Source organism: Flavobacteriales bacterium (assembly GCA_016715895.1).
In the GTDB taxonomy this organism is placed as follows: Bacteria; Bacteroidota; Bacteroidia; order Flavobacteriales_F; family PHOS-HE28; genus PHOS-HE28.
This window is the reverse complement of record JADJXH010000003.1, coordinates 1,886,261-1,908,837: the sequence shown is the minus strand read 5'-3', so window position 1 is coordinate 1,908,837 and position 22,577 is coordinate 1,886,261. Positions and strand designations below refer to the sequence as shown.

Below are 22,577 nucleotides of genomic sequence, written 5' to 3'. Positions count from 1 at the left end.
CGCCATGCGTGCCCTCCTCATCGCCAGCCTTGCCGCGATGGGGTGGAGCGCGGCGGCGCAGGACCTGGGCATGCTGGACCGCCCACAGGCGTGGACCCATGACCCGGTGTGGGATCCAGGATGGGAGCGGACCAACGGCACGGTCATCCTCGCCGATACGCTGGAGGTACGCTTCCATGGGGTGAAGCCCCAGTTCCTGAACGTGTTCTTCGAGCGGCGACGCATCATCCGCTTCGACACGGAGGTCGACATCCTGAGGCACGGTTCCGTGCAGCTGCCCGAGAGCCTGGACCCGCCCATGGACCGGGGTGAGCGCATCTGGGACCCCCTTGCCGAGAACCCCGGCCCACGCTGGATGAACGTCCGCCTGGACCGGTTCACGGCCCGGGTGCTGCGGCCGGACGGGTCGGCCCGTGCGCTTGAGCCTTTGGTGCGCGTGCGCCGATGGCCGGTGAAGAACCCCACCACCATCGAGCAGGCCTGGTCCTTCACCTTCGACCTTCCGGGCATCGCACCCGGCGATGTGGTGGAGCTCCACTGGAAGTACATGGTGCCCTACGACCTGAACCAGCCGGCCACGCAGGGCTGGCGTTCCGCTCCGTGGATGGACAACTGGGCACGCCTCACCAGCTGGCGCATCTTCTTCCACGACGCCCTGCCCGTGCGCGCCCAGCAGGTCACCATCCGCTACCTGCGCAAGCAGGGTCTGAGCTTTTCGGGAGAAGGGCCCCATGCCCTCCGGGAGGACGGGGAGGCCCTGGCCGCCGTGTGGCGTCATACCGGGTTGCCGGGCTGCATGGACGAAGTGAACGCGCGACCTGCGGACGATCTGTCCCACATCGTGCTCCGGCTCGAGGTGGAGGACCTGCGCTACTGGGCGCGCGACCGGCTGAGCCACATGCCTGTTCAACGGTCGCCCTGGATGTACGTGGTGCGTCACCGCGAAATGAACGCGCTCTGGTTGGAACGGTGGCCCGCAAGAAGGTGCCCGACCGGCAGAACCAATTGGTGAAGGAGTTCATCACCTCCACCACCACCGGCCTTGCCAACCTCCCTGTCGCACGGAGGATCGAGGCGCTCCACGAGCGGATCGCCATGGACTTCAGCTACGATCCGGACCGTGACTGGTACGCCGATGTGCGCGGCACCAATCAGCGCATGGGCGACCAGGTGGCCGATGCGTTGCTGCGCGACATCAGCCGCCACGACCTGTATGTGAAGCTCATCGCCCATCACCGCCTGGCGCACAGCACGGCGTACGCCCTCGATCGTCGCGCCGGTGTGCTCACGCCCCACCATCTCACACCCGTGTGGGACCTGGAACAGCTGATCGGGATCGAGGATGGTGCGGGCATGCTCTGGATGCACCCCAAGCGTCGACGCACCGGGCTGTTGGCCAACGAGCTGCCGTTCTATTGGGCCGGGACCCAGGCCCTGCGTGCGGATGTGACACGCCTCGCCATGGACGGGCCGCAGGACGTCGCCTTCACGAGGCTTCCCACGGGAGATCCCGGGCATGACCGCCGGCACATCACGATGGAGGTGGATGTGGACCCCCGGAACGGGACGTGCACCGCCCGCGTGCAGGTGCGGCTGGCCGGGCAGTTCAGCACCGTGGGCCGTGGGGCCTGGTCGCACGCCGAGCCGGATCCCGCTGTGCACACCGGCTATGGCCACCGGCCACAGGATGCGGGTCGATGCATGGTGTTGCGGCAGGAGGCGTCGCCGTTGGGCACCGATCCCCCGTTCACCATGACCCTGACGCAGCTGCTGGACCTCGGTCCCAGGCTGAGCCGGGTCAACGACACCGCCTGGACCCTCGACCTGGCGCACCTGCTCATGCATGCGGTACCGGCCCCGTTCGACGCCGCCGCGCGCGAATTGCCGTTCCACTGGGACTTCACGCAGCGCGATCTGCTGGAGGTGAGCGTGCGGCATCCCGATGGCATGGGCCTGCGGACGGACATCGCATCCGGTTCCTGGCGTTCGCCGGGTGCCGTGCTCGATGTGCAGGTGGGATCGACGGGGGGAACGGCCACCGTGAGCTCGCAGCTCTCGGTGACGAACGCGCGGGAGATCGGTCCGGATCACCGCGCGCTGTCCGACCTGCTCACGGCCGCCCGGGGCATCCATGACCTGCGGCTGCTCCTGGTCGAGGAGCGGCAGGGACAGTAAGCGATCACCCGCTACCTTCGGCGCATGCTCCGGCGGGCCGCACCCTGGCTGTTGCTCACGGCCCTGTTGGCCTTGGGCTATGCGCAGTTCGGTGCTCTGCTCCGGTTCGAGCAACAGAGGGCCTCCATCCAACGGGCCATGAAGCTCCGGTTGAAGCAGGGCGTACCCGAGGAGGAGCTCACCACCTTCACGCTCACGGCGGAACAATGGCGCGGTCTGCGCTGGGTGAAACCCGGGCGTGAGTTCCGCCTGTCCGACGGGCGCATGTTCGACGTGGTGCATCGCACCGTACGCGCCCATGGGGTGGTGGTGGTGCAGTGCATCGCGGACCATCAGGAGACCGCGCTCTTCGCCGGCTTGAAGGAAGCCGTGGCACGCGACCTTGAAGGACGGGTGCCCAGGTCCAGGGAGCGTGTGGTGCACATGGTGCTCGACCTCGGCCGCCCCGCGGAAGGACCGGCCATTCCCGCGCAAGCTGCCTCTGCGCAGGCCTGGCCTTCGGCATCGGTCCGGTCGCCTGCGGATGGTTGGATCGCCGATCGCACACCACCGCCCGAGCGGCGCGTGCACGGCTGATCCTCATCCGTACCGGGGAGGATGGAGGTCGTTCCGAAGGCGCGGTGGACCGCGCTCTCCGGAACGCACGTTCCCCGTTCTCACAACGCTCGACCGAACATGATACTGAACAGGACCATTGCGGTCCTCGTCCTCCTGCTGTGCATCCCGAAGGCCAAGGCCCAGATGGTGCAGGTGGTGGACCAGGACGACCAACGGCCCCTCGAGGGGGTCGTCATCATCGGCAGTGACCCGACCATGGGACGTACCACGGACGCGCGTGGGCGCACCTCCGTGGACGGGCTGCCCGGTGATACGCTCATTTTCACGGCGCTCGGATATGCGGAGCACCGGATATCGCGGGCCGCGCTCATCGCCGCCGATGCACGCGTGGCACTTCATGCGCTTCCGTTCACCCTCCGCGAAGCGGTGGTGAGCGTGAACCGATGGGAGCAGGGCTCGGAGCGCGTGCCCGACCGCATCACGGTGATGCGGCCGCGCGACGTGGCGCTTTACAACCCCGGCACCGCCGCCGACATGCTCCAGCGCTCGGGTGAGGTCTTCATGCAGAAAAGCCAGCTCGGTGGCGGCAGCCCCATGATCCGCGGCTTCGCGGCCAACCGCCTCCTGATCGTGGTGGACGGGGTGCGCATGAACAACGCCATTTACCGAGCCGGCAACCTACAGAACATCATCAGCACCGATGCGAACGCCATCGAACGTGCCGAAGTGGTCCATGGACCCGGTGCGATGACCTACGGCAGCGATGCGATCGGGGGGGTGATGGACTTCCACATGCTCCGTCCACGCTTCAGCCAGGATAGCACGTTGCTGTTGCGTGGCGGTGCGATGGCACGGTACGGAAGCGCCGCGAACGAATTCGGCGGCAACCTGAACCTCGGTCTTGGTGGCCGACGGGTGGCTTTCGTGGGCAGTGCTTCGTTCACGCGGTTCGGAGATCTGCGGACCGGCTCCTCCGGCCCCAAGGACTATCAGCGCCCTTGGTATGTGGGGACGATCAACGGGGTGGATTCCATGGTGATGAACGATGATCCGGACCTCCAGGTGGGCAGTGGCTACGACAACATCAACCTGTTCGGCAAGCTGGCCTTCCGCCCGGTGGAGGCGGTGGAGATCGGCCTGAACGTGTACCACAGCACCACGTCCGATGTGCCACGCTACGACCGCCTGATCGAACTGCGTTCGAACGGTACCCCACGATCGGCCGAGTGGTACTATGGGCCGCAGACCTGGTCGATGGGTGCGCTCACCGTGAAGCACACCGCCCGGAGCGGACCTTGGAGCACGGCGCGGCTCAGCGTAGCCTATCAGGACTACGCGGAGAGCCGGAACGACCGGAACTACCGCAGCGCAAGCCTCCGTACGCAGGAGGAGGAGGTGACCGGCATCCACGTCAACCTCGATATGGAACGTGAACTGGGCAGGCGCGGGCAGCTCTTCTATGGCGGAGAGTATGTGACCAACACCGTCGGGTCGACCGGCGAACGGGTCGATCGGGAGACCGGGGAGCGGACCGTGATCAATTCGCGTTACCCGGACGGTTCCTCCTGGAGCACCGGCTCGGTGTATGTCGGCACCATGTTCGATCTCACCGAGCGCCTCACCCTCTCCGCAGGCGCCCGGTTCAACTGGAGTGCATTGGAGTGCACGTTCGACACGACCCTGTTCCCCTATCCGGCCACCTCCACCAGCCTCAGCAATTCGGCGTTGACCGGTAACCTGGGAATGGTGTACCGGCCGGGAACGGACTGGAAGATCGCGTTGGACCTCAGCTCGGGCTTCCGCGCACCCAACATCGATGACATCGGCAAGGTGTTCGATAGCGAGCCGGGTGCAGTGATCGTGCCCAACCCGGACCTGGCACCGGAACATGCCTACAGCGCCGAGCTGGGCATCGAGAAGGTGGTGTCCGAGCGGGTTCGGGTGCGCGGCAGTGCCTATTACGTCCTGCTGGACAACGCCATGGTGCGTCGTCCCTTCTCGCTCAACGGCCAGGACAGCATCGTCTACGACGGAGAGCCGAGCCGTGTGGACGCGATCCAGAACGCCGCGCAGGCCCGTGTGGTCGGGTGCATGCTGTCCCTGGAGGCCCGCCTGTGGTCCGGTCTGGGCTTCGATATGCGGCTGAACTGGCATGATGGCGTGGAACAGGACGACGACAACACAACGGACGTCCCTCTGCGCCATTCACCTCCGCCGTTCGGCAGCGCGGGTCTTTCCTGGCAGAAGGGTCGGGTGCGTGCCCGGTTGTTCGCCGACATCAGTGATGGATTCTCCTTCGATGAGCTGCCCCCGAGCGAACAGGCCAAGCTTCCCATCTACGCGAAGGACGCCAACGGGAATCCCTATGCGCCCTCGTGGTACACCTTGAACCTCAACGGAAGCTATCAGGTGAACAAGGTCCTCTTGGTGACCGCGGGTGTGGAGAACATCACGGATCAACGATACCGACCGTATTCCTCCGGTATTTCCGCGCCGGGCAGGAACTTCACGGTGGGGCTGCGCGCTTCGTTCTGACGAACGTACGGAGCGCAATACCTGGCCCGGGTGTGCGCGTCACATCCGGGCCAGTGCGTTCTGCAGGTCCGCGATGAGCAGATCGGGATCCTCCAGGCCGATGTACAGGCGCACCAGCGTGAAGGGCAGGTCGGTGTAGTAGCCGCTGGGCCCTTTGAGCGCGCACACCGGCCATTGCAGGCTCTCATAGCCGCCCCAGCTCACCGCGATGAGGAAGCGCCGAAGGCTGTCGCAGAAGCGTTCCACGGCGGCCTCGTCCGATGCGTCCAGTTCGATCGTCATCAACCCGGCACAACGGCGCATCTGGCGCCTGGCCAGCGCGTGCTGCGGATGGCTTGCGAGCCCCGGCCAGTGCACCCGCCTCACCTTGGGATGGGCCTCCAGGAAGCGGGCCACACGTTCGGCTGAATCGGCGCTCCGATGCACGCGCAGCTCCAGGGTGCGGAGACCTCGCATCAACAGCCACGCGTCGTGCGGGCTCGGAGCGGCGCCGAGGGTCATGAACTCCCTCGCCATCACCTGCCGCATGTGCGCCGCGCTGCCCGCCAGCACCCCGCACACCACGTCGCTGTGCCCGTTGAGGTACTTGGTGCCGCTGTGGGCCACCAGGTCGATGCCCAGGTCGATCGGGTTCTGGAACAGCGGGCTGTTAAAGCTGTTGTCGCAGAGCGTGACGATGCCCCGCTCCCGGGCGATGGCGGCCACGGCGGCCAGGTCCTGGAGCTCGAACGTGAGCGAGTTCGGGCTTTCGGTGATGAAGAACGTGGTGTTCGGACGGCAGGCACGCCGGAAGTTCTCCGCCTCGGTGCCGTCCACGTAGGTGGTCTCCACCCCGAAGCGCACCAGCAGCTCGCTCAACAGCTTCTTCGTCCAGCTGTACGGCTTGTGCACGCACACCACATGGTCGCCGGCCTTGGTGAACGCGATCACCGCGGCGGCGATGGCCGCACTGCCACTGCTGAAGAGGAGCGCATCCTCCGCATGCTCCAGCGCGGCGAGCTTCCGGCGCACGATGGCCACCGTGGGGTTGAAGCCCCGGGTGTACAAGGGGCGCTCGAACTCCTGTTGCACCACGGCGCGCATGGCGGCCACCGTCGGATAGGCGAAGTTGCCGCTCTGCACCACGGGAGGAACCACGGCATCGAAGCCATGTGCGCGGTCCTCGCCCAGGTGGTTGAGCAGGTGCGAAAGGTCGTCGGTCATGGTGGCAGGGTGGTCATGGATCGCGCCGGAAGAAGACGAACCCGTTGCTCCTTCCGATCTCGGTGAACGTGCCCAGGGCCTGGACCGCTTCCACCGAGGTCACTTTGCACGAGAGGTACACCGGGCGGTCGATGGGACCATGGAAGAGCACTTCCTCCGGCGGGGTGGGTCCCGTTGTGCGTCCGTAGAACCAGGGGGCGTAGCTCTTGTAGTCCTTGGTGGCGAGGTGGCACCGTTCGCCCTGGCGCGCGGTGAAGAAGTCGATCGCGGCGCGCTGGCTGTATGCTTCGATGTTGCTGATGAACGCGACCAGGGTGGTGGTGACGAAGAGCGCGCCGCCGGTGAAGAGCACCACGATGCTCGTTCGATATCGCGTTGCACCATGCAGAAAATGAGCCGCCAGCAGCCCTGCGGCGAGCAGCACCCCGGCCAGTGCCTCCCAGCCCGTCCATGGCACCACCGCCTCCAGGTTGCCCAGGGCGAAGGGGTCCGACGACAGCAGGGGGCGCAGAAGATCCGGCCGCATGCCCAGGAAGGGCACCGCGATCACCACCGCGGCGATCAGGCTGCCGAACGCACCCAGCGCAAAGCGCGACGGACCGAAAGGGACCCGGTGCTCCCAGATGTGCGCGAGACGGACGGCCGCCAGATAGGTGAGCGGGAAGTAGCACAGGCTGCTGTAGTGCACGATCTTGGTCTTCACGATGCTGAAGAGGACCAGCACCACCAGGAGCAGCACCACCATCCAGCGGCGGTGCAGGCGCTGTGGATCATCCGGTGGCGACGGACGGAGCCCCTCGTGCAGGGCGAAGAGCGAGGCGGGGAAGCAGCCCACGAGCAACACCACCACGTGGTAGCCGAAGAACCCGCCGTGCCCGGCATCCTCCGTGGTGAGCATGGCCACCTGGCGCCAGAAGAACGCCTGCATGAACGTCGGTCCGTTCCGCAGCAGGTCGATCGCGGCCCATGAGCCGATGGTGACCACGAGCGCGAGCGCCATCCGGACCAGCGGCACCATCGGCAGGCGGAGCCGCAGGCGCGACAGCAGCAGCATGACGCCGACGGTGAGCCCGGGGATGAGGATGCCCACCGGGCCTTTGGTGAGGACGGCAAGTCCCAGGAACAGGCCGCCCCACACCGCATCGCCTCCTCCCGCCCCGTCGAACACCCGGATGATGCGGTCGAGGCCGAGGAAGATGAAGAGGTTGAACCAGGGGTCGATGATGCCGCTGCGGAAGTAGAGGTGGGGCAGGATGGAGCCCACGTAGGCCAGGGCCCACAGCCGGCCGAAGAGCGGACCGCGCAGCCTGGTGCCCATGCCGTGGATCACGAGCAGGGTGATCGCGCCGCAGACGGCGTTGGGCAGCCGTGCGGCGAACTCGCCCACACCGAACACGGCCATGCATGCGGCCTGCAGCCAGATGAACAGGGGTGGTTTCTCGTGGAAGGGCTTGAAGTCGATCTGCGGCCGGAGCACGTCGCCGGTGACCACCATCTCCCGCGCCATCTCGGCGAAGTTGATCTCGTCCCAGTCGAAGAGGTGCACCGCCCCCAGGCCGGGCACGAACAGCAGCAGGGCCGCCAGGACGATCACCAGCCGGTCGCGCAGGATGTCCGACATGGTCAGCGGGTGCGTTGGCCCAGCAGGGCCCAGCCCAGGAGACCCGTGCGGGCCAGGAAGTATCGCCAGCTGGTGTGCACCACGCCCAGCCCGTAGGTCATGCTCCGGCTGAAGTTGATGCTGCTGGCCTCGTCGAAGTACTTCGTGGGGCAGGTGATCTCGGCGATGGCGAAGCCCTGCCAGAAGATCTGGGCGATCATCTGGTTGTCGAAGACGAAGTCATCCGAGCAGTTCCTGTAGGGGCAGGCATCGAGCACCTTGCGATGGAAGGCGCGGTATCCGGTATGGTACTCGCTCAGCTTCTCGCCCATCAGCAGGTTCTGTCCCATGGTGAGCAGCCGGTTGGCGATGTACTTGTACATCGGCATGCCGCCCTTGAGCGCGCCCCCGCCCAGGATCCGCGAGCCGAACACCACCGGGTAGACCCCGTTGCCGATCAGCGCGATCATGCTCGTGAGCAGTTTGGGCGTGTACTGGTAATCGGGGTGGAGCATCACCACAATGTCGGCTCCGAGCTCCTTGGCCTTGTCGTAGCAGCTCTTCTGGTTCCCCCCGTACCCCTTGTTCACGTCGTGCACCACGATGTGGCGGATGCCCAGCTGCCGCGCCACCTCCACGGTGTTGTCCGGGCTCTTGTCGTCCACAAGCACCACTTCGTCCACCAGGTCGAAGGGGATCTCGTCGTAGGTCTGCTTGAGGGTGAGCGCGGCCCGGTAGGCGGGGAGCACCACGATGACTTTCTGTCCGAGGTACATGGAGGTCGTTGGTTGCCGGGCGCGGCCGGTCGGGCAAAGATGCTCAACCAACGCCGACCCTCAGGACCGATCGGCGGTGGACACCAGGTACACCCCACCGAGGACTATCGCGATCATCAGCACCTGCAACAGGCCGAGCCGCTCACCGTCCAGCAGTCCCCAGCCGATGGCCACCACCGGCATCAGGTATGTAACGGCCGAGGCCTGTACGGCGCTCGTGCGCTTCAGCAGCGCGTTCCACAGCACCAGGGAGAGGGCCGAACTGAGCACGGCGAGCAGCGCCACGAAGCCCAGGGCCGGCCAGGCGGCCGGATCGGCCGCCAGGGTGCCCGGGAGGCCGGTGAGCACACAGCCTGCGATGCCGATGGGCCCCACGAAGGTGAGCGCCAGGGCCGCGGTGGCCATCGCGGGCAGCATGTAAAGACGGTGCTTCACCACATTGGCGCTGGCCCCGTAGCACATCGTGCCGGCCACGGGCAGCAGCGCGTACAGCGACCAATCCGCCGGTCCGGCACCGGGGTCGAAGACCACCAGGCCCACGGCGCCGATGAGCCCCAGGAGCACTCCGGCCAGCTGGGCCAGGCGCGCCGGAGTGCCGAACAGCAGCAGCCCGATCACCAGGGTGAAGAGCGGGGTGAGGCTGTTGAGCATCCCGCTGAGGGCGCTGTCGATGCGGGTCTGCGCCGTGGCGAACAGCAGGGCCGGGATGCCGTTGCCCAGCACACCGGCCAGCAGCAGCGGCCGCCAGTGGGTGCGCAGCATGGGCCAGTGGCGCAGCACGGCCGGGCTCAGCACCGCCCAGGCGATGGCGAGCCGCGCGGAGGCCACTTGTCCAGGGCTCAGCACCGGACGGCCCTCCGCCCACAGCCCACGCTTCATCAGAATGAAGGAGGAGCCCCAGATCAGGGCCAGCGTGCCCAACATGAGCCAGGAAAGCCGGTCGGGACCTCGCAGGGGGGATGACATGCGCCGCGAATGTACCGGGACGCTTCCGCACACTACTTTTGTAACAATTCCGTTCTCCTGGGCGTCCCATGTTCACCAACCCCTCCCACGCCATGCGCTCCTGGATCATCGCCGGCTCCGTTCCGTTCCTTCTGCTCTCCGCCTGCTCCACCGGTGCCGGTGAGGCGACCGAAGTCGCGACGGATGCGGCCAGCGTGGCCCGCGTGGTGACCGAGCAGGTCATCACCCAGGGCACCCCGGTGACCTTCGCGGACCTCAGCATCTCCGGCATGAGCTGCGAGATGATGTGCGGCGGGGCCATCAAGAAGGCCCTCGCCCAGGTGCCCGGAGTGGCCGGCACGGAGATCAAGTTCATCGAGGGGGATGAGAACGACCACGCCATCGTGACCTTTGATCCGGCCCAGGTGAGCGATGCCCAGCTGGTGGAGGCCGTGCAGAAGATCCACGATGGACAATACAAGGTAGTGGCCGTGGCCGTCACCAAGCAGGTGAAGGGCGAAGGAGCGGCAAGCGAAGGGGAGGAGGCCGCCGGCGCCACCGAGGCGAAGGTGAACGCCGAACTGCCCACCCTGCGTCTCCCCAGCCTCCTGGAACTGCTCTCGCTGATCCTCCGGGCCTGATCCCCGGACCCGGCGCATGTGAAGGGGCCTTCGGGCCCCTTTCGCGTTGTCGCCCCGAACGGAAGGGGCTCTCGGGCGTTGATAGCTTTGCCGCCCATGCCGGTCCATGCCCCCCACCGTCCTGTCGTGCGCTGGCTGGTGACGGGCTGTGCGCTGATCGCCTGCATGGTGGTGATCGGGGGCATCACCCGCCTCACCGGCAGCGGTCTCAGCATCACCGAGTGGAAGCCGATCATGGGGGCCCTGCCTCCCTTGAACGAGGGGGAATGGCTGGAGGCCTTCGACAAGTACAAGCGCATCCCGGAGTACACGCTGAAGAACCAGCTCATGGACCTGGACGGGTTCAAGGCCATCTTCTTCTGGGAGTACCTGCACCGCAACTGGGGTCGGCTGATGGGCCTGGTGTTCATCGTCCCCTTCGCGATCTTCCTGCGCCAGGGCCGGTTGAAGGGATGGCTCCTGCGCCGGACGCTGGTCATCCTTACGGGCGGTGGCCTGGTGGGCGCCCTCGGATGGTTCATGGTGATGAGCGGGTTGGCCGACAACCCGGACGTCAGCCACTTCCGGCTCGCCATCCACCTGTGCGCGGCCTTCGCGGTCTTTCTGCTGGTGCTGTGGACCGTGCTCGATCTGCAGGTCGGGCGGCGCACGTGGCGCGGCGATGGCTCGGCGGCCGCGCGTTGGTCGCGCCTTCTCCTGGTACTGGTCGTGCTCCAGGTGGTCTACGGGGCCTTCACCGCCGGCCTCGATGCCGGTCGCATCTACACCACCTGGCCCCTGATGAACGGCGCCTTCATGCCCGAGAACGTGCACGCCTTCGGCGACCTGGTGAAGGACCTCACCGACCACCGGGACGGGGTGCAGTTCGTGCACCGCAACGTGGCATGGCTGGTGGCTGTTGGCTGCATCGCGCTCGCCATCCTCCTGCGCGCCGATCCGCGCGTGCGGCGCATCGGACCCTGGCTGATGGCCGCCGTGCTGCTTCAGTTCGTTCTTGGCGTGGCCACCCTGCTCACCGCAGTGCAGATCGCCCTTGGGGTGCTGCACCAGCTTGGCGCGCTGCTACTGCTCGGCGTGCTGCTCCGCCTGATCCACGCCACCGGGCGGGTCGTTCCAGTGGAGGCTGCCGATGAAGTGCCGCATGTCCGCCCGCACGCGGTCGGTCACCGGGGCCAGTGAGTCGGAGTTGGGCCGGGCCATGAAGTACAGCGCCCCGTAGAGGAAATGCGTGCTGCTGTCGGTGAGGTAGAACACCAGCGGACTGGCGACATCGCCCTCGACATCGAAGATGGTGCCGTGCACCCGGGCACTGTCACGGTGGACCACCTGGCTGCGGATGCGCGCGGCCTTCAGTTCGTGCTTGCGCTTCAGCACGTGGGCATCGTCGATCAACCGGTCCAGGTCGCCGTTCACGGTGCGATAGGTGAGATGCACCCGGGCCTTGTAGAGGCCGTAGTCCAGGTCGCTCCAGCAGCGCTGACCATCCGCGCTGCGGGGCAGCACCCGCACGGCGGCGGGCACCTCGGCGGTGTAGCAGCCCGCGTCATGCCCGACAAAGGCCACCGGTGGCAGGTCGATGCGGAAATAGCCGTGGGGAAGGGGCTGCGGCTCGGCCGTGCACCCGGTCACCAGGACCAGCAGCAGGCCCCGGAGGGCATCTTCAGGCCGCATCCTCATCGCCCACGCTGATCTTGACCCGCCGTACACGCTTGTTGTCCGAGGATTCCACCACGAAGGTGAAGTTCCTGAGCGAGACCCGCTCGCCCTTCTGGGGGATGCGCCCGGTGAGCTCCAACACGAAACCGCCCACCGTGCCGCTGTCTCCCCGGTGTTCCTCGAACACCTGTCCGTCGATGCCCAGGATGCGGTACAGGTCGTTGAGCGGCGTGCGTCCCTCGAAGATCCAGGTGCGGTCGTCGAGCTTGGTGTAGTTCAGCTCCTCGTCATCGAACTCGTCGGTGATGTCCCCCACGATCTCCTCGATCACGTCCTCCAGGGTCACCAGACCGCTCGTTCCGCCGTACTCGTCCACCACGATGGCCAGGTGCACCTTCTTGCGCTGGAACTCCTTGAGCATGTCGTCCAGCTTCTTGGTCTCCGGCACGAAGCAGGGCTCGTGCAGGTGGGCCAGCCAGTCCATGTCGGGCTTGTCCAGAAAGGGCAGCACATCCTTGATGTGCAGCACGCCGATCACGCGGTCCAGGGTGCCTTCGTACACCGGCACGCGGGAGAAGCCGCTCTCGATGATGGCGGGCACCAGTTCCTGGAAGGTGAGCTCCCTGTCGAAGGCCACCATGGCGGTGCGCGGACGCATCACCTCGCTCACCTCCACGCTGCCGAACTTCACGATGCCCTTCAGGATGCGCTGCTCCTCGGCGGTGGTGCTGGCATCCTTGGTGAGCTCGAGGGCATGGCCCAGGCTGTCCACGGAGATGCCTTTGGCCGCCCGTTTCTTGTAGCGCTTCTCGATGAAGGTGGTGCTGCGGACCAGCAGCTCGTTGAGCGGGCTGAGCACCCACCGCAGTGCGGTGAGGGGTGCGGCCATGGTGGTGGCCACGCGCATGGCATGGCTGGTGGCGTAGACCTTGGGAAGCACCTCGCCCAGCAGCAGGATCACCAGGGTGACCCCGAGCACCTGGATGCTGAACACCAGCAGGTCGGACATGCCCGTGGTGTCCACCAGCCCGTTGAGCACCACGGTGCTGAGGATGATGACACCGACGTTGACGAAGTTGTTGGCGATGAGGATGGTGGCCAGCAACCGGCGCGGCTTGGAGAGCAGGTCGATGACGCGGGCCCCGCTCCTTCCGCCGCGCTCGCGCAGGTCGCGCAGCTGGGTCGGGTCGAGGCTGAAGAGCGCCACCTCGCTCGCCGACATGGCCGCCGAACCGATCAACAGCAGGACGATGGCCACCAAGGCCGTGGCCGTCAGCGGGTCCAGGCCGGCGGGGAGGAAGGTGGTGAGCGGAACGGGCGGAGGCTCCATGGACGGCCCGCCGGTCGGCGGGCTGAGGGCATGATCAGAACGGCAGGTCGTCCATTTCGTTGGGCTGTCCGGCCGGGGCAGCGCCCACCGGTTCGGCAGCACGCGGGGCAGGGGCTGTGGCCATCGATCCGGCCGCGGCGGCCAGCTCCGGGCGTTCGCCCGAGGGCCGGTCCAACAGGGTCATTTCCTCGGCGTGCACTTCGGTGGTGTAGCGCGTGTTGCCGTCGCGGTCCTGCCAGGAGCGCGTGCGGAGCTTGCCTTCCACATACACCTTGCTGCCCTTCCGCAGGTATTTCTCGGTGATCTCGCCCAACCCGCGCCAGGCCACGATGCTGTGCCACTCGGTCTGCTCGCGCTTCTCGCCGGTCTGCCGGTCCTTGTAGGTCTCGCTGGTGGCGATGCGGAAGTTGGCCACGGTGGCCCCGTTCTGCAGGTGGCGCACCTCGGGGTCGGCACCCAGGTTGCCGATCAGGATCACTTTGTTGACTCCGGACATGGTGGGGTATGGAAGAAGTCCAAAGGTAACCCCATCGGTCCGGACATCCCCGGATCGTGGAAAACTGGCCCTATCCGAACAGGCCCCGCGCACGACGCAGCGCCAGGTAGCGTTCGATGAGCCGTGGCACGGCGACCATCTCCAGCTCGGTCAGGTCCACGGAGCGCCAGTCCGGGGGTGGGGTGAAGGTGCGGGGTGGCACCACCTCCCAGAACCGTGCGTGGAGCACCTGGTGGCTGAGCACATGGCGGGTGGGGCCTTGATCGCCGGTGACCGTCCACCCTGCGCCCAGCCAGTGGCGCAAGGCCTTCCGGAAGGCCGCACGGTCCAGCGGTGCCTCGGATTCCAGCAGGGGTGGCTCATGGAGCCCCTGCCAGATGTCCCGGCCCTCTCGTTTCCTGAGCATCAGACCACCATCGACATCGATGCACAGGTAGTTGAAATGGCGATCGCGCACGGTGGCACGACCGACCTTCACCGGCAGGTGGGCGATGCGGCCCTCGCGGCGGGCGATGCAGCGCGTGGCCACCGGGCACTGGCCGCAGCGCGGCGAGCGCGGCAGGCACACGGTGGCGCCCAGTTCCATCACCGCCTGGTTGTGGTCACCGGGGTGCTCCGGGTCGAGCAGGTCGCCGGCCAACGCGCTGAACTCCCGACGGCCGGCCGTGGAATCGATGGGCGTGGCGATGCCGAACACGCGGGCGAGGACGCGGTACACGTTGCCGTCCACCACCGCTGCGGGGCGGTCGAAGGCGATCGAGGCGATGGCGGCCGCGGTGTAGTCGCCCACCCCCTTCAGGCCGCGCAGAGCCTCCACCGTGTCCGGGAAGCGGCCTCCGTGCTCGTTCACCACGGCCCGCGCCGCGGCCAGCAGGTTCCGGGCGCGGCTGTAGTAGCCCAAGCCCTGCCACAGCCGCATCACCTCGTCATCGGCCGCCGCGGCCAGATGGTGAACGGTGGGGTGCTTCTCCACGAACCGCTCATAGTAGGCCATGCCCTGGTCGATCCGGGTCTGCTGCAGGATGACCTCGCTGAGCCAGATCCGGTACGGGTCACGGGTGTGGCGCCAGGGCAGGTCGCGATGACCGGCGGTATACCAGCCGCGCAGGGCCTTGCTGAACCAAGAAGGGCTTGACATCCAAGCACAAAGATGCGTTGCGCGGTATGGAAAGAACCCTATCTTTGCGCCCCCAAAAAGTCTGAAGGGCATGACGAAGGCAGAGCTGGTCGGCATCATCTCGAAGCGTACCGGGATCGAGCGGAACGCCGTGCTTGTGACCATCGAGGCCTTCATGGAGGAAGTGAAGGCCAGCCTGGAGAAGGGTGAGGACGTGCATCTGCGCGGGTTCGGCAGCTTCGTGGTGAAGCACCGGGCGCAGAAGACCGGCCGCATCCTGAGCCAGAACACCACCATCGTCATTCCCGCCCACGACGTGCCCGCCTTCAAGCCGGCGGACGTGTTCGTTGACCGGGTGAAGAACCGCCCGGCGAAGGGATGAGGCGTTGGGGCACCGTTCACTACCTGGCCGTGGCCGGGGCGCTGGCGGTGGTCGTTCTTTTATTCCTGCTGCCCCGCACACCGGGCACGACGACCGGACCCGACCAGGAGGCCGTCGTGACCGATGACCTGCAACGCCGCCTGGATGAGGCGGTGGCCCTGGTGAACGGCCAGGAGCCGATGCAAGGCATCATGCTGCTCCGCCAATTGGCCGAGGAGCATCCCGAGCGGCCCGAGGTGCACTGGCACCTGGGCCTCTTCAGCCTGCAGAGCGGGCAGGTGGACAAGGCCGCGGCCCGCTTCCGCAAGGTGGTGGAGCTGGACACGGCCGGCACGCGCCCAGAGGCGTGGTCCATGCTGGGGCAGAGCTACGCGATGATGGACAGCATCCTGCCGGCCATCGACGCGTTGACACGATACAGGCAATTGACGCCCGATCCCGAAGCCCGGAAGGCCACGGACCAGGCATTGGAGGAATTACGGATCAACCTAGACGAACAGGACCATGCCCTGCGGTAAGAAGCGGAAGCGCCACAAGATGGCCACCCACAAGCGCAAGAAGCGCCTGCGGAAGAACCGCCACAAGAAGAAGCTCCGGTAGGACGCTTCAGCCAAGCGCCGGGGCCGTGCCCTGAGCGGCACGCGCCCTTCCGGTGCAGGCTGCGCACATCCCTCAGGATTGTGCCCGAACCCCCTACATCACTCCCCCGGTGAGCGTCGACCTCGTCATCCGCTCCTCGGCCGGTGAGGTCGCCCTCGCCCTGCTCCGCTCAGTGCCCGGGCGGCAGCATCCCGTGCTCATGGAGCTCCATCGCGAGCGCACCGAGCGCGGATTCACCGTCGGCGACATCCATCTGGCCAAGGTGCGCAAGGTGGCCCCTGGCCTCAACGCCGCTTTCGTGGACGTGGGGCACGAGAAGGACGCCTTCCTGCACTACTTCGACCTCGGCCCCCAGTACCGCAACAGCTTCAAGTTCGCCAAGGGCGCCGTCAGTGGCACCATCACCAGCAGCGACCTCGCCGGCTGGAAGCTCGACCCGGACATCAACAAGGACGGCAAGATCGCCGAGGTGGTCAGCGCCAGCCAGAGCGTGCTGGTGCAGATCGCCAAGGAGCCCATCAGCACCAAGGGCCCGCGCCTCACCGCCGAGGTCACCCTGGCCGGCCGCTACATGGTCCTGGTCCCGTTCATCAACAAGGTGAGCATCAGCACGCGCATCAAGGACGATGATGAGCGCAGGCGGCTCAAGGACCTCATGCAGCGGATCCGTCCCGCCAACCATGGGGTCATCATCCGCACCAACGCCGAGAACAAGCGCACCGAGGACCTGGAGGCCGACCTGAAGAACCTGCTCCAGCGGTGGGACACCTGCTTCCACAACCTGCGGAACGCCATCCCGCCCAAGCGCGTGCTGGGGGAGATCGACCGCACCAGCGCCGTGCTGCGCGACCTGCTCAACAAGGAGTTCACCAGCATCCACGTCAACGATGAGGCCCTGACCGACGAGGTGCGGCAGACCCTGGAACGCATCGCCCCCGAGAAGGCCGGCATCGTCAAGCTGTACAAGGGGAAGCTGGACATCTTCGACCAGTTCGGGGTCAACAAGCAGATCAAGCAGGCCTTCGGCAAACAGGTGATGCTGCCCAGCGGCGCCTACCTGATCATCGAGAAGACCGAGGCCATGCACGTCATCGACGTGAACAGCGGTGCGCGCAAGGGCGGCAACCAGGACCAGGAGAAGAACGCCCTTGACATCAACATCGAGGCGGCCCGCGAGATCGCCCGGCTGCTGCGCCTGCGTGACATGGGCGGCATCATCGCCATCGACTTCATCGACCTGTACGACGCCAACAACCGGCGTGAGCTGCACAAGGCGCTCAAGGACGCGATGGCCGACGACAAGGCCAAGCACAACGTGCTCCCGCCCTCGCGTTTCGGGGTGATCGAGCTCACCCGTCAGCGGGTGCGCCCCGAGACGGAGATCGACACCACCGAGAGCTGCCCCACCTGCGGTGGCAGCGGCGAGGTGGGCGCTCCGGTGTTGATCATCGACGCCATCGAGAACGCCCTGAACCACCTGCTGGTGGAGAAGGACATGAGCGGCCTCACCCTCCGGGTGCATCCCTTCATCGCCGCCTACCTCACCAAGGGCCTGCCCAGCGTGCAGCACCGGTGGTGGTGGCGCTGGCGGAAGTGGGTCAAGATCGTGGGCGAAGGGTCCAGCCAGTACCTCGACTTCCGGGTGGTGGACGGCTCCGGGAAGGACATCCCCCTGTGATCCGGCCCTGCGGGGCAAGGCGTAATTTCGCGGCCGCTTCATCCGGATGATCACCATCGACAAGATCGACGCGCTCCGCGAGCGGCTCGAGGCCCTCAAGGGCTACCTCGCCATCGAGGACAAGCGCGGGCTCATCCTCGAGGAGGAGAAGTACACCCACGACCCCGACTTCTGGAACGATCAGAAGAGGGCGCAGGCCACCATGAAGAAGATCCGCGAGCTCAAGCGGTGGGTGGAGCTGTACGAGGCGGTGAAGCGGGAGCTCGACGACGTGGAAGTGATGTTCGACTTCTTCAAGGCGAAGGAGGTGAGCGAACAGGAACTGGAGGCCCAGTATGCCAAGGCCGCGCATGCCCTGGAGGAGCTCGAGTTCAAGAACATGCTCAGCGCCGAGGAGGACCCCCTGAGCGCGGTGGTGCAGATCACCAGCGGCGCAGGTGGCACGGAGAGCAACGACTGGGCCCTGATGCTGCTGCGCATGTACCGCATGTGGGCCGAGAAGAACGGATACGCCGTGCGGGTGCTGGACTACCAGGACGGCGAGGCCGCCGGCATCAAGCAGGCCACCATGGAGGTGGACGGCGAGTTCGCCTTCGGCATGCTCAAGGGCGAGAACGGCGTGCACCGCCTGGTGCGCATCAGCCCCTTCGACAGCAACGCCCGACGCCACACCAGCTTCGTGAGCGTGTACGTCTACCCCCTGGTGGATGAGAGCATCGAGATCGACATCAATCCCAGTGACATCACCTGGGATACCTTCCGCAGTGGGGGCGCCGGTGGCCAGAACGTGAACAAGGTGGAGACCGGCGTGCGCCTGCGCCACGGGCCCACCGGCATCATCATCGAGAACACCGAGACCCGAAGCCAGCTGGAGAACAAGAACAAGGCGCTGCAGCTGCTCAAGAGCCAGCTGTACGAGGCCGAACTGGAGCGGCGTCGCAGCAAGCGCAGCGAGATCGAGGCCGGCAAGAAGAAGATCGAATGGGGCAGCCAGATCCGCAACTACGTGCTGCAGCCCTACAAGCTGGTGAAGGACGTGCGCACCGAGCACGAGACCAGCAGCGTGGACGACGTGCTCAACGGCGGGATCGACGAGTTCCTGAAGGCCTACCTCATGCAGCACGGCCAATCACAGAAGGTGTAGGGGCGACGCAAGCGTCGCCCGGAACCCAATGGGACGGCCGGGCTGACCAACGCAATGAAGAACGACATGGAATACCGGATCGAAAAGGACACGATGGGCGAGGTGGAGGTGCCCGCCGACAAGTACTGGGGTGCGCAGACCGAGCGCAGCCGCAACAACTTCCGCATCGGCCCGCCGGGCAGCATGCCGCGTGAGATCGTCCATGCCTTCGCCTACCTGAAGAAGGCCGCCGCCCTCACCAACCTGGAGCTGGGCAAGTTGCCGAAGGAGAAGAGCGACCTCATCGGCCGTGTGTGCGACGAGATCCTCACCGGTGCCCTGGACGACCAGTTCCCGCTGGTGATCTGGCAGACCGGAAGCGGCACCCAAAGCAACATGAACGTGAACGAGGTGGTGGCCTACCGCGCGCATGTGCTCAACGGCGGCAAGCTCACCGACGAGCAGAAGGTGCTCAACCCCAACGACGACGTCAACAAGAGCCAGAGCAGCAACGACACCTACCCCACGGCCATGCACATCGCGGCGTACAAGCTGACGGTGGAGGTGACGATCCCCGGGGTGAAGAAGCTGCGCGACACGCTGGCGAATAAGGCCACAGCGTTCCAGGACGTGGTGAAGACGGGGCGCACGCATTTCATGGACGCCACGCCGCTCACGCTCGGCCAGGAGTTCAGCGGGTATGTGCAGCAGCTGGACAACGGCCTGCGCGCGGTGAACAACGCGCTGGAGATGGTGCGCGAACTGGCGCTCGGCGGCACCGCGGTGGGCACCGGCCTCAACGCGCCCAAGGGCTACAGCGAGCTCGTGGCCAAGAAGATCGCCGAGCTCACGGGTCTGCCGTTCGTCACCGCCCCCAACAAGTTCGAGGCGCTGGCCGCGCACGATGCCATGGTGGAGCTCAGCGGCGCACTGAAGCGGCTCGCCATCTCCCTGATGAAGATCGGCAACGACATCCGCATGCTCAGCAGCGGCCCGCGCAGCGGCATCGGTGAGCTGGTGATCCCCGATAACGAGCCCGGCTCAAGCATCATGCCCGGCAAGGTGAACCCCACCCAGCCCGAGGCGCTCACCATGGTGGCCGCCCAGGTGATGGGCAACGATGTGGCCGTGGGCATCGGCGCCAGCAACGGCCACTTCGAGTTGAACGTGTTCAAGCCCCTCATCGCGGCGAACGTGCTGCAGAGCGCCCGCCTGATCGGCGATGCCTGCGTGAGCTTCAACGACAAGTGCGCCGAGGGAATCGAGCCCAACCGCCCGGTGATCAAGCGCCACCTGGAGAACTCGCTCATGCTCGTCACCAGCCTCAACCCGCACATCGGGTACTACAAGGCGGCCGAGATCGCGAAAAAGGCGCACAAGGAGGGCACCACGCTGAAGGAGGCCGCCATCGCGCTCGGTCACGTGAGCGCCGGGGACTTCGACACGTGGGTGGATCCGGCGAAGATGTGCGGCGAGGGGTGAGGCCGAAGGAGCCAGCGACCGGCTTGGTTACCTTTCGGCCGTGGCCTTGCTGTTGGGGCCTCGCCTGATCCACTCCGATCATGATGACAAAGGGATCTCCGAAAGAGAGCTTGACGATGAACCGGCCTGCTCTGACCAGGCAGGTGCTTCCCATCCTCGCAATCACGCTTCTGGCGGCATGCACAGGACCGGCGGTGAAACCGCCTTTGGAGCGCGTGGAAGGCGGCTATACCGTCCACCTCGAGAAGAACGCCCTAGATCCGGCGAAGGTGAATGGTCGTCAGGTCGATATCGTCATCATGGACCTTGGACCGCTGGCAAGCGCCGCCACCAGGGAGGATACCATGGCCTTCGTATCCGAAGTGATGAACGAGAACAAGCACGTGGTGAAGGTGACCGGAGAGGCCTCCATGTCCAGCCCCTATGTGATCACTGTGAAGACGGATGGTGTCTTGGACTATTCGGCCACCAAGGAGCATGTTTTGATCATCGATCGGCACGATGCAACGAATACCACGAGCCATCCCAATCTGCATGGCACCCTGGGCTGTGGATCCTGCCTCTTGCTCAATCAGTTCAAGATGGTCTACACGACCTGCCTTACAGGTGACCGCGATCGCTGTGCAACATGCGTTTCCTGTGACCTGCTCCCTTGAGGGACGCGGGTGGACGAAGCGTGCCACGCTCCTTGTCTGGGCTGTCGTTCCGCTGCTGCTGGGCGCCCAGGTCATCGCCACGGGCGCCATGCGCGATGTGATCCACAATGGCCAGGGTGCGGGTGTCATTTCCATGGACAGCCTCACCGGACCAGGGCTTTATGGTGTCGGGCCACTGGAGCACCTGCGTGGAGAGATCACGGTGATCGACGGGGTCTGCCATGTGGCCCGGGTGGTGAACCACAGTGTAAGGGTGTCCGTGAACAGGGATGTGCGCGCACCGTTCTTCGTCCATACCCGTGTGGATCGCTGGGAGCCGGTGGCCCTGCCGGACAGCGTGCTTGACCTGGCCGCCTTGGACGCCTTCCTCACAGCACGGGCCGGCATGGACCCCGGACCGTTCGCGTTCCGCTTGGTCGGTGATGTGGACAGTGCTTCGGCGCATGTCCTCGCCGTGCCGGAGAACGTGGAGGTCCGTTCCAGGGAGGAGGCCCACGCGTACGACGCCCATGTGAGCTTCACCAAGGAACCCGTGGAGCTCATCGGGTTCTTCTCCACGGCCCATCGCACGGTGTTCACCCATCACGACAGCAACATCCACATGCACGTGATCTCGCCCGACCGGAAGCGGATGGGGCATGCGGACATGGCGATGTGGCGTGCCGGTGGGATGCGCCTGCTCGTAGGGCGCTAACGACCGGTCACCGGAAGCCCGGACGCCTGCCAGGCCCGGATGCCGCCCCCCAGGTCGGACACGGTGCGGAATCCCGCCTCCCGCAGCGCGTTCGCCGCTGCGGCGCTGCGACGACCTGAGGCGCAGTACACCAGGATGGGTGCCTCCTTGTCCAGCTCCGAGATGCGTTGTTCGAGCACGCCGCCCGTCCAGTCCAGGTTGATCGCGCCGTCCAGATGACCGGAGGCGAACTCCGCCGGGGTGCGCACGTCGATCACCTGCGCTCCGGGTGTGCGCATCGCCTGCTGGAAGGACGCGGGTGCAAGCGCCGATCCCGGGCCGCTTGCGCCGCAGGCCGCGGCCATGCTCAAGAGGAGCAGGAGCGCTCCTGCGCGGAACGGGATCAGCGTTCTGTGGATCATGGTCGGTCGAGGTGAGGGGAGATGACGTTCATCAGCTGAGCGGCGCTCATCACGCCCGAGGTGCGCCAGACCATGTGGCCCTGCTTGAAGAGCGCCAGCGTAGGCACACCCTGGATGCGATAGGCCTGCGCAGCCGCCGGATTCCGGTCCACGTCCACCTTCACGACCACCGCCCGGTCACCCACCTGGCGCTTGAAGTCCTCCAGGATGGGCGCCATCGCCTTGCACGGGCCGCACCACTCGGCGAAGAAATCCACCAACACCGGCGTTTCGCCGCCGATCAGCTCTTGAAAGGTGCGGGCACGCGTGTTCATGGGGTCTGCGCAATGGGGGTCGGTCCCACCTCCCGGGGTGGGGGTTGGGTGGTCCGGTCGGGTGTGGCACAGCCTTCGCTCGCGCAGCAGCCCACGTTGAAGAGGGCCTTCAGTCCAAAGAAGGCCGCCAGCGCGTAGGCGAACCCGTCGTTGCTGAGTACGGCCTGGATCAGGAAAGCCATGGCCACTGCGCCGTTCAACCAGCGCATGAGGGG

24 protein-coding genes are annotated in these 22,577 nt (G+C 66.2%); 13 read left to right on the top strand and 11 right to left on the bottom strand.

The features are described from left to right. Positions 1-4 precede the first annotated feature (4 nt). The 4 genes from IPM49_08305 (at position 5) to IPM49_08290 (ending at position 5,268) form a co-directional block, all read left to right on the top strand. The gene (locus IPM49_08305) at positions 5-1,012 is read left to right on the top strand and encodes a hypothetical protein (GenBank protein MBK9274527.1); all 1,008 of its coding nucleotides are present in this window, start codon (positions 5-7) and stop codon (positions 1,010-1,012) included. Next, positions 970-2,175 carry a hypothetical protein gene (locus IPM49_08300; protein MBK9274526.1) on the top strand — a complete coding sequence of 402 codons (1,206 nt, stop codon included), beginning with the start codon at positions 970-972 and terminating at the stop codon, positions 2,173-2,175. The genes IPM49_08305 and IPM49_08300 overlap by 43 nt, the downstream gene beginning before the upstream one ends. Positions 2,176-2,199: 24 nt before the next feature. Next, positions 2,200-2,751, top strand: a complete 552-nt coding sequence (locus tag IPM49_08295) for a hypothetical protein (protein MBK9274525.1) — start codon at positions 2,200-2,202, stop codon at positions 2,749-2,751. Between the two features lie 99 nt (positions 2,752-2,850). Further along, positions 2,851-5,268: a TonB-dependent receptor gene (locus IPM49_08290; GenBank protein MBK9274524.1), complete on the top strand. Its 2,418-nt coding sequence runs from the start codon at positions 2,851-2,853 to the stop codon at positions 5,266-5,268. Between the two features lie 39 nt (positions 5,269-5,307). Here the strand turns inward: IPM49_08290 and IPM49_08285 are convergent, their stop codons facing one another. Genes IPM49_08285 through IPM49_08270 form a run of 4 tightly spaced genes read right to left on the bottom strand, consistent with a single transcriptional unit; the run spans position 5,308 to position 9,813 of the window. Next, positions 5,308-6,471, bottom strand: coding sequence for an aminotransferase class I/II-fold pyridoxal phosphate-dependent enzyme (locus IPM49_08285; GenBank protein MBK9274523.1), 1,164 nt, complete (start codon positions 6,469-6,471; stop codon positions 5,308-5,310). Positions 6,472-6,484: 13 nt separating this feature from the next. Then, positions 6,485-8,092, bottom strand: coding sequence for a glycosyltransferase family 39 protein (locus IPM49_08280; protein ID MBK9274522.1), 1,608 nt, complete (start codon positions 8,090-8,092; stop codon positions 6,485-6,487). Between the two features lie 2 nt (positions 8,093-8,094). Next, positions 8,095-8,847, bottom strand: a complete 753-nt coding sequence (locus tag IPM49_08275; GenBank protein ID MBK9274521.1) for a glycosyltransferase family 2 protein — start codon at positions 8,845-8,847, stop codon at positions 8,095-8,097. Positions 8,848-8,907: 60 nt separating this feature from the next. After that, positions 8,908-9,813, bottom strand: coding sequence for a DMT family transporter (locus tag IPM49_08270; GenBank protein ID MBK9274520.1), 906 nt, complete (start codon positions 9,811-9,813; stop codon positions 8,908-8,910). 92 nt (positions 9,814-9,905) lie between these two features. Here IPM49_08270 and IPM49_08265 point away from each other — a divergent pair, with 92 nt between their 5' ends. Together IPM49_08265 and IPM49_08260 are read left to right on the top strand one after the other, a co-directional pair. After that, positions 9,906-10,433 (top strand): heavy-metal-associated domain-containing protein, encoded by a 528-nt coding sequence (locus IPM49_08265; protein MBK9274519.1) that lies wholly within the window; start codon positions 9,906-9,908, stop codon positions 10,431-10,433. A gap of 96 nt (positions 10,434-10,529) precedes the next feature. After that, positions 10,530-11,612, top strand: coding sequence for a COX15/CtaA family protein (locus tag IPM49_08260; protein ID MBK9274518.1), 1,083 nt, complete (start codon positions 10,530-10,532; stop codon positions 11,610-11,612). On the opposite strand, the gene IPM49_08255 is transcribed toward IPM49_08260, so the two are convergent. The 4 genes from IPM49_08255 to mutY form a co-directional block, all read right to left on the bottom strand. After that, a complete protein-coding gene (locus IPM49_08255; GenBank protein MBK9274517.1) occupies positions 11,496-12,104 on the bottom strand; it encodes a hypothetical protein in 609 nt (202 codons plus the stop codon). The genes IPM49_08260 and IPM49_08255 overlap by 117 nt on opposite strands. Further along, positions 12,094-13,419 carry a gliding motility-associated protein GldE gene (gene gldE / locus IPM49_08250; protein MBK9274516.1) on the bottom strand — a complete coding sequence of 442 codons (1,326 nt, stop codon included), beginning with the start codon at positions 13,417-13,419 and terminating at the stop codon, positions 12,094-12,096. Before gldE ends, IPM49_08255 begins: the two co-directional genes overlap by 11 nt. 34 nt (positions 13,420-13,453) lie before the next feature. Continuing rightward, positions 13,454-13,915, bottom strand: coding sequence for a single-stranded DNA-binding protein (locus tag IPM49_08245; GenBank protein MBK9274515.1), 462 nt, complete (start codon positions 13,913-13,915; stop codon positions 13,454-13,456). Positions 13,916-13,985: 70 nt separating this feature from the next. After that, positions 13,986-15,053: an A/G-specific adenine glycosylase gene (gene mutY, locus IPM49_08240; GenBank protein MBK9274514.1), complete on the bottom strand. Its 1,068-nt coding sequence runs from the start codon at positions 15,051-15,053 to the stop codon at positions 13,986-13,988. 70 nt (positions 15,054-15,123) lie between these two features. Between mutY and IPM49_08235 the strand changes: the two genes are divergently transcribed. From IPM49_08235 to IPM49_08205, 7 genes are all read left to right on the top strand, one after another. Further along, positions 15,124-15,414 carry an integration host factor subunit beta gene (locus tag IPM49_08235; protein ID MBK9274513.1) on the top strand — a complete coding sequence of 97 codons (291 nt, stop codon included), beginning with the start codon at positions 15,124-15,126 and terminating at the stop codon, positions 15,412-15,414. Further along, complete coding sequence (locus IPM49_08230; GenBank protein ID MBK9274512.1) at positions 15,411-15,932, top strand: tetratricopeptide repeat protein; 522 nt, start codon at positions 15,411-15,413, stop codon at positions 15,930-15,932. The genes IPM49_08235 and IPM49_08230 overlap by 4 nt, the downstream gene beginning before the upstream one ends. 191 nt (positions 15,933-16,123) lie before the next feature. After that, a complete protein-coding gene (locus tag IPM49_08225; GenBank protein ID MBK9274511.1) occupies positions 16,124-17,692 on the top strand; it encodes an Rne/Rng family ribonuclease in 1,569 nt (522 codons plus the stop codon). A 46-nt stretch (positions 17,693-17,738) separates the two neighbouring features. Further along, positions 17,739-18,836 carry a peptide chain release factor 2 gene (gene prfB / locus IPM49_08220; protein ID MBK9274510.1) on the top strand — a complete coding sequence of 366 codons (1,098 nt, stop codon included), beginning with the start codon at positions 17,739-17,741 and terminating at the stop codon, positions 18,834-18,836. Between the two features lie 66 nt (positions 18,837-18,902). Further along, on the top strand, positions 18,903-20,297 hold the full coding sequence (fumC, locus tag IPM49_08215) for a class II fumarate hydratase (GenBank protein ID MBK9274509.1): 1,395 nt from the start codon (positions 18,903-18,905) through the stop codon (positions 20,295-20,297). A gap of 116 nt (positions 20,298-20,413) precedes the next feature. Next, a complete protein-coding gene (locus IPM49_08210) occupies positions 20,414-20,953 on the top strand; it encodes a hypothetical protein (protein MBK9274508.1) in 540 nt (179 codons plus the stop codon). Beyond that, complete coding sequence (locus IPM49_08205) at positions 20,937-21,647, top strand: acetolactate decarboxylase (protein ID MBK9274507.1); 711 nt, start codon at positions 20,937-20,939, stop codon at positions 21,645-21,647. The genes IPM49_08210 and IPM49_08205 overlap by 17 nt, the downstream gene beginning before the upstream one ends. On the opposite strand, the gene IPM49_08200 is transcribed toward IPM49_08205, so the two are convergent. The 3 genes from IPM49_08200 to IPM49_08190 are packed head-to-tail and all read right to left on the bottom strand — an operon-like array spanning position 21,644 to position 22,571. Continuing rightward, positions 21,644-22,048, bottom strand: coding sequence for a rhodanese-like domain-containing protein (locus tag IPM49_08200; protein MBK9274506.1), 405 nt, complete (start codon positions 22,046-22,048; stop codon positions 21,644-21,646). The two genes, IPM49_08205 and IPM49_08200, sit on opposite strands and share 4 nt — an antisense overlap. Further along, positions 22,045-22,362: a thioredoxin gene (gene trxA, locus IPM49_08195; protein ID MBK9274505.1), complete on the bottom strand. Its 318-nt coding sequence runs from the start codon at positions 22,360-22,362 to the stop codon at positions 22,045-22,047. Before trxA ends, IPM49_08200 begins: the two co-directional genes overlap by 4 nt. After that, complete coding sequence (locus tag IPM49_08190; protein MBK9274504.1) at positions 22,359-22,571, bottom strand: hypothetical protein; 213 nt, start codon at positions 22,569-22,571, stop codon at positions 22,359-22,361. The genes trxA and IPM49_08190 overlap by 4 nt, the downstream gene beginning before the upstream one ends. Between the last annotated feature and the right edge of the window lie 6 nt (positions 22,572-22,577).

Coding starts and splice junctions, on each gene's coding strand:
- IPM49_08305 (MBK9274527.1), top strand. CDS start 5: ATGCGTGCCCTCCTCATCGCCAGCCTTGCCGCGATGGGGTGGAGCGCG.
- IPM49_08295 (MBK9274525.1), top strand. CDS start 2,200: ATGCTCCGGCGGGCCGCACCCTGGCTGTTGCTCACGGCCCTGTTGGCC.
- IPM49_08290 (MBK9274524.1), top strand. CDS start 2,851: ATGATACTGAACAGGACCATTGCGGTCCTCGTCCTCCTGCTGTGCATC.
- IPM49_08285 (MBK9274523.1), bottom strand. CDS start 6,471: ATGACCGACGACCTTTCGCACCTGCTCAACCACCTGGGCGAGGACCGC.
- IPM49_08280 (MBK9274522.1), bottom strand. CDS start 8,092: ATGTCGGACATCCTGCGCGACCGGCTGGTGATCGTCCTGGCGGCCCTG.
- IPM49_08275 (MBK9274521.1), bottom strand. CDS start 8,847: ATGTACCTCGGACAGAAAGTCATCGTGGTGCTCCCCGCCTACCGGGCC.
- IPM49_08270 (MBK9274520.1), bottom strand. CDS start 9,813: ATGTCATCCCCCCTGCGAGGTCCCGACCGGCTTTCCTGGCTCATGTTG.
- IPM49_08265 (MBK9274519.1), top strand. CDS start 9,906: ATGCGCTCCTGGATCATCGCCGGCTCCGTTCCGTTCCTTCTGCTCTCC.
- IPM49_08260 (MBK9274518.1), top strand. CDS start 10,530: ATGCCGGTCCATGCCCCCCACCGTCCTGTCGTGCGCTGGCTGGTGACG.
- IPM49_08255 (MBK9274517.1), bottom strand. CDS start 12,104: ATGCGGCCTGAAGATGCCCTCCGGGGCCTGCTGCTGGTCCTGGTGACC.
- gldE (MBK9274516.1), bottom strand. CDS start 13,419: ATGGAGCCTCCGCCCGTTCCGCTCACCACCTTCCTCCCCGCCGGCCTG.
- IPM49_08245 (MBK9274515.1), bottom strand. CDS start 13,915: ATGTCCGGAGTCAACAAAGTGATCCTGATCGGCAACCTGGGTGCCGAC.
- mutY (MBK9274514.1), bottom strand. CDS start 15,053: ATGTCAAGCCCTTCTTGGTTCAGCAAGGCCCTGCGCGGCTGGTATACC.
- IPM49_08235 (MBK9274513.1), top strand. CDS start 15,124: ATGACGAAGGCAGAGCTGGTCGGCATCATCTCGAAGCGTACCGGGATC.
- IPM49_08230 (MBK9274512.1), top strand. CDS start 15,411: ATGAGGCGTTGGGGCACCGTTCACTACCTGGCCGTGGCCGGGGCGCTG.
- prfB (MBK9274510.1), top strand. CDS start 17,739: ATGATCACCATCGACAAGATCGACGCGCTCCGCGAGCGGCTCGAGGCC.
- fumC (MBK9274509.1), top strand. CDS start 18,903: ATGGAATACCGGATCGAAAAGGACACGATGGGCGAGGTGGAGGTGCCC.
- IPM49_08210 (MBK9274508.1), top strand. CDS start 20,414: ATGAACCGGCCTGCTCTGACCAGGCAGGTGCTTCCCATCCTCGCAATC.
- IPM49_08200 (MBK9274506.1), bottom strand. CDS start 22,048: ATGATCCACAGAACGCTGATCCCGTTCCGCGCAGGAGCGCTCCTGCTC.
- trxA (MBK9274505.1), bottom strand. CDS start 22,362: ATGAACACGCGTGCCCGCACCTTTCAAGAGCTGATCGGCGGCGAAACG.
- IPM49_08190 (MBK9274504.1), bottom strand. CDS start 22,571: ATGCGCTGGTTGAACGGCGCAGTGGCCATGGCTTTCCTGATCCAGGCC.